Source organism: Lentzea sp. (assembly GCF_036380075.1).
GTDB lineage: Bacteria > Actinomycetota > Actinomycetes > Mycobacteriales > Pseudonocardiaceae > Lentzea.
This window is the reverse complement of sequence record NZ_DASVFL010000158.1, coordinates 1-3,841: the sequence shown is the minus strand read 5'-3', so window position 1 is coordinate 3,841 and position 3,841 is coordinate 1. Positions and strand designations below refer to the sequence as shown.

Here is a 3,841-nt window from a genome sequence, read left to right as displayed (position 1 = left end):
CGCATGACCGTCCACTCGTCCATCGGGACCGCGCCGAGCTTCTTGTAGAAGCCGATGCTCGGCTCGTTCCAGTTGAGGACCCACCACTGGAACCTGGTGTAGCCCTTGGCCACGCACTCGCGTGCAAGTGTCTCCAGCAGTTGCCTGCCGATGCCGCCGCCGCGCTGCTCGGGCGTGACGTAGAGGTCCTCGAGGTAGATGCCGTGCACGCCGTCCCACGTCGAGAAGTTGAGGAACCACAACGCGATCCCGACGACCTCACCGTCCACTTCGGCCACGTGGCCGAACAGCGCGGGGCTGTCGTTGAACAGCGCCGTGTGCAACTGTTCCGGCGTGAGGTGGCACTGCTCGGGTGCCTTCTCGTAGAGGGCCAGCTCGTGCACCAGCCGCACGACCGCGTCGACGTCGCGCGGTTCCACCCTGCGGATCATCACACCTCCCAGGCGGGCACGTTGAGCCTGCGCACCTGCGGGTCGCCCCGCTCGTCGCCCAGCTGGCAGATGCCGGCCGGGTCGAGTCCGAAGTGGACGCCCTGGTCGGGTGCCAGGCCGAGCCACGCCGCGATCAGCACGCGGCTGAAGTGGCCGTGGCCCACCAGCACCACGTCGCCGCCCGGCAGGATCTTGCGCACCTCGCCGAGCACCTTGCGCGCCCGGTCCTGCACCTCGGCGTGCGTCTCGCCGTTCGGCATCGGGTGCGTCCACACCGTCCAGCCGGGGACGCGCTCGCGGATCTGCGGCGTGGTGATGCCTTCATAGTCGCCGTAGTCCCACTCGGCGAGGTCCTCGGTGGTGGCGTTGACCTCCAGCCCGGCCAGCTCCGCCGTCCTGGTGGCCCGGTGCCGCGGGCTCGTCAGCACGAGCGCCGGGGCCTGGTCGGTGCCCCTCAACCGCGCGAGCACCGCCCCCGCGCGGCGTGCCTGCTGCTCGCCCTCCGGCGTCAGCTCGATGTCAGTGCGTCCCGTGTGCCTGCCGGTCTCCGACCACTCGGTCTGGCCGTGGCGCAGCAGGTAGAGGTGGGTGCTCACCTGTTCGATCCTAAGGAGTGACCGCCGGCACGTTTGGAGGAGTCCGCCCGCGAGGTACCCGGTGCGCCATGACCGCCGAGCACCCCGACCACGGCGTCCCCGACGAGGTCGACGCGCGAGAAATCCGCGAGGCCTTCGGCGTCCGCATCGCTCGCATCCGCACCGAGCTCACTTCGACGTGGAACAAACTGAGCCAGAACGAGCGGGACGGCGACCCCAGAGACCTGTCCTGAGCTGGGTCAACCGCCATTCGCATCTCGAATGGCGCGAATGGCGTAATACCGTGGTCTGTTTGTTTTCCCGTTTGGCCAAAAGCAGCTGCAATGGCGTCCGGCCTCGCTAGAACGGAGTGGATCCGTCCTTTTCGAGGGGGTCCCACATGCGCCGGACATTCGCGTTCCTGATACCCGTTCTGCTGGTCGCCGTCCTACCCGCCGTGCCCGCGTCGGCCGCTCCGCCCGGCGTGACCGTCGCCGGTGACGTGATCCGCTGGACCTCTCCCACATCGATGCCGCTCACGGACGCGGGCGTCGAGTTCTGGGAGGGCGACCGCTTCCTGGGACGTGCCGAGGAGTCGGTCGACCTGCGCACGTTCACGCTGCGAGCCGGTCTGGAGGACCCCGCCGCGCTGCAGGTGAGATCGGCCGGCAGGAGGCTCGACGTCGTCGAGACGCCGCCCGCCTCCGCGGTGGTGCCCGAACTGCCGCCCCTGCGTCCGGCGGCCGACGTCGACCCCGGCACGCCCGGTCAGTACGCCACCACCACCGGGGAGTACGACCTCGACCCGGTGACGTTGCCCGGCTACCCGGTGCCGATCGAGATGAAGGGCGTCGTCGTCGCGCCCGAGGGCGCACCCGGCAAGCGGCCGCTCGTGCTGTTCCTGCACGGCAGGCACTTCACCTGTTACAGCAGGACGAACCCGAACCAGATCACCATCAACTGGCCGTGCCCGGCCGGGATGACCACGGTGCCGAGCGACCGCGGCTACCTGAAGGCGCAGCGGCTCCTCGCCTCGCAGGGCTACCTGACGGTGTCGATCTCCGCGAACGGCATCAACGCGCAGGACTCGACGGCGGTCGACGCGGGTGCGCAGGCGCGGTCGTCGCTCGTGCGGCACCACCTGGCGAGGTGGGCGGACTGGTCGTCCGGCAGCGGGACCCCGCCCGCGGGTGTGCAGGCCGACCTGTCCGAGGTGCTGCTCGTGGGGCACTCGCGCGGCGGCGAGGGCGTGAACCGCGCGGCGACCGACAGCACCACCCCGCCGCCCGGTGACACGGGGTTCGACGGCCCGGTGCGCTGGACCATCCGCGGTGACGTGCTGATCGGTCCCACGATCTTCGGCCACAACCCGGCGCCGGACGTGCCGTCGGTGACGTTCCTGCCCGGCTGCGACGGCGACGTCTCCGACCTGCAGGGCCAGATGTTCGTGGACCAGACGCGCGGACTGAGCCGCGGCGAGGCGTTGCACAGCGCGCTGTACGTCGTCGGTGCCAACCACAACTACTTCAACAGCGAGTGGACGCCCGGCCAGGCGGAGGCACCGGCGTTCGACGACTTCTCGCCCGGAAACCCGCCGGACGCGCTGTGCACTCCCGGCACCGCCACCCGTCTCACGGCGGACCAGCAGCAGACCGCCGGTGCCACCTACGTCGCCGCCTCCGCGCGGCTTTTCCTGGCCCGCGACGAGTCCGTGCTGCCGCTGCTCGACGGCTCCGGCGTCCGCGCGCCGTCCGCCGACCCGGCCCGCGTCCTCTCGCACGCCGTCGGTGCCGCGCGCACGCCGTTCGTCGTCCCGGACGCTTCGACCGCCGTGTCGGGCAGTGCTCGGGTGTGCCAGCAGACCTCGCGTGACCCGGCGACCGCGTGCACCACCGAACGGTCGCCGCACTTCGTCGGTTTCCGGTACGCGTCGTCACAGCCGGAACGCCTCGCCGTCGCGCTGAAGTGGACGGCGGCGGGACAGTCGGCCGTGGTGCGGCCGTCCGCTCCGGTGTCGGTGCAGGGATCGCGTGACCTGACCCTGCGCCTTGCCGTCCCGGCGAACGCCCCGGCTTCCTCCTTCGGCGTGTCGGTGACCGACGAGAGCGGACAGGAGTTCGCGCTCGGGTCCGTGTCCGTCACCGGACTGCCCGGCACCAGTCGCGTGAGTGCGTTGTGGGGTCAGGAAGTCCGCGTTCCGCTGCCGGCCGGCCTCGACCGCGTGGCGTCGCTGGAGCTGGTACCCGAGTCCGCGTCCGGTGAGGCTTGGCTGGTCGACGCCCACGGCTGGAGCCCCGGTCTGGTCCCCGTCACCCCGGCCGCTCCGGGACGTGTCGACGCCACGCTCGCCATCGTGGACGAGGGCGGTTCCGGCACCCGGACGCAGAACGTCGTGGTCACCGCCGGCGGCGAGGGGACCCGCGTCGTCCGCCTCTTCTACAACTCCGCGCCGAACCAGTCCGCGACGAGGCTCGTGACGCTGGCACTGGGCGAGAACCGCGCCGAGGTGCCGGTGTCGTACACGGGCAACACGAAGTGGGGCGGCAACCGGCAGTTCCCGGTGGCGGTGCAGGCGATCTCCAACGCCGTCGTCGGGGCCGCGGTCGGCGGGCTGGTCGTGCTCGAGGACGACCCGGCGCCGACGCTGACGGTCACCCCGGTCGCCGACAGCGTGACCGAGGGCGGCGTCCTGAAGTGGAAGCTGACGCTCTCGGAAACCGCCGAGGCGGCCATCACGCTGGGCGCGCTGCCGGTCGCGCCCGCCGGTGCCACCGAACTGTCCACAACGGACGTCGACGGCACGTGGTTCCAGCAGAACTCCGGTGAGTCGGCGCT

At 71.2% G+C, this 3,841-nt stretch carries 4 protein-coding genes; 2 read left to right on the top strand and 2 right to left on the bottom strand.

Annotated elements, in window-relative coordinates; all coding sequences use genetic code 11:
- Together VF330_RS18635 and VF330_RS18630 are read right to left on the bottom strand one after the other, a co-directional pair.
- Window positions 1-431: GNAT family N-acetyltransferase (locus tag VF330_RS18635; RefSeq protein WP_330852895.1), on the bottom strand; the 431-nt coding region annotated here is incomplete at its 3' end.
- A complete protein-coding gene (locus VF330_RS18630) occupies window positions 431-1,027 on the bottom strand; it encodes a histidine phosphatase family protein (protein WP_330852893.1) in 597 nt (198 codons plus the stop codon). The genes VF330_RS18630 and VF330_RS18635, both read right to left, overlap by 1 nt.
- Before the next feature lie 68 nt (window positions 1,028-1,095).
- Between VF330_RS18630 and VF330_RS18625 the strand changes: the two genes are divergently transcribed.
- Entirely contained in the window at window positions 1,096-1,260 is a 165-nt protein-coding gene (locus VF330_RS18625) for a hypothetical protein (protein ID WP_330852892.1), read from the top strand.
- Window positions 1,261-1,406: 146 nt separating this feature from the next.
- The coding region (locus tag VF330_RS18620; protein ID WP_330852891.1) for a hypothetical protein at window positions 1,407-3,841 on the top strand (2,435 nt) is incomplete at its 3' end.